Annotated in this window: 2 protein-coding genes; both read right to left on the minus strand. The window is 39.3% G+C overall.

The window, feature by feature from the left end:
- Positions 1-198: 198 nt before the first annotated feature.
- Positions 199-690, minus strand: coding sequence for a hypothetical protein (locus QLG09_RS22330; RefSeq protein WP_073397441.1), 492 nt, complete (start codon positions 688-690; stop codon positions 199-201).
- A gap of 157 nt (positions 691-847) precedes the next feature.
- On the minus strand, positions 848-1,194 hold a 347-nt coding region (locus QLG09_RS22335; RefSeq protein WP_282489433.1), incomplete at its 5' end, for a hypothetical protein.

The raw sequence follows: 1,194 nt of genomic DNA on the forward strand, positions 1-1,194 counted from the left end.
AAGATTACATCGTTAAAGATGGCGATGTGATGAACTCTTGTTTAACGTTTGATTTTCTTACGGGGTTAAAACACATTTTTCCAGGAGTTCTGTCTTCACACTGGCCTCAAAAGGTATGCTTTCAACAGTCGCAAGCTTTATTTTCGACACACCATCATTAAATAATTGCGAGGTTTTTAACACCAATGCGCATTCAATTCATGATTTTATATTATTCCATTTGCAATAATCCCTCCAGGATTTTTCATCTCTGAAACCAGAACGATAATTACAATAAATTGCACCTGAACAATTCCAATGGTCATATGCCGCATTAATATGGCCCCATGCACCATGAATTGGGAGGTCAACATTAGTTTTTTCTTTGAACCAATCCCTTAATTTTTTTATGACTTTCCCCTCTGGATTTTTTTGCTCCCCATCAATTAATTTATAAGGTGCGAAACTCCAACTACCTATAATAGCATTTTCATCATTAGGTTGAATAAAGTTAACTATCAAATAAATATCACCATGCGTGTTTCCTTTTATGTTAAAAATAGCTCTATAAGAGACTGTATCACATCCCTTATCTGGCCAAGGCTCCCAATTTAAATTATTATTATTCATTATTTCTTTTTTGGTTATAAGTGGTGTCAGCATCAGCATTTTATTGAAGAAAAAAGCGCCTGTATCTATAGCAAGATTCATAGTCATATTCCGATATCAAAAGGCTTGCTAATAGGCTCAAGCACAATTTTATAATTTGAAAGGAAAATTATGTTCCTCCTCCCTGACCAAAAACAACAGGATCTTATGATAATGCTTGTCCCGTTCCAGCAACTGCATCTCGTTTTACACGGTACGCCTAAATTTTGCTACGGAATCCAAATATTCTATGTGGCTGTACCTGCAAACTCTCCCATAGTTTTTGTCTACTACCGCCAGCGGCATCGAGAGTTGCCTTATCAAAATAAAAACCAGATTGTCCAGGAGCACCACCGTAGATGACATCACCTTCTTTTAACATTGTGTAAGACCATAAGTCGCGTCCTTTGTACTCCCCATGACCTTGCCACTGCCTGCCGAAAGCAGCCTGATTATGGTCATTTGCTTTCGTCGGTGCACATCTTGGTTTCAACCCCCACGGATCCCCCCATCCCAGCGCATTCGGCGCATACTGGTAAAGGTTTATCCCCCCGCCAGCCCTATCGG

It is taken from the genome of Enterobacter sp. V89_11, assembly GCF_029967775.1.
In the GTDB taxonomy this organism is placed as follows: Bacteria; Pseudomonadota; Gammaproteobacteria; order Enterobacterales; family Enterobacteriaceae; genus Enterobacter; species Enterobacter ludwigii.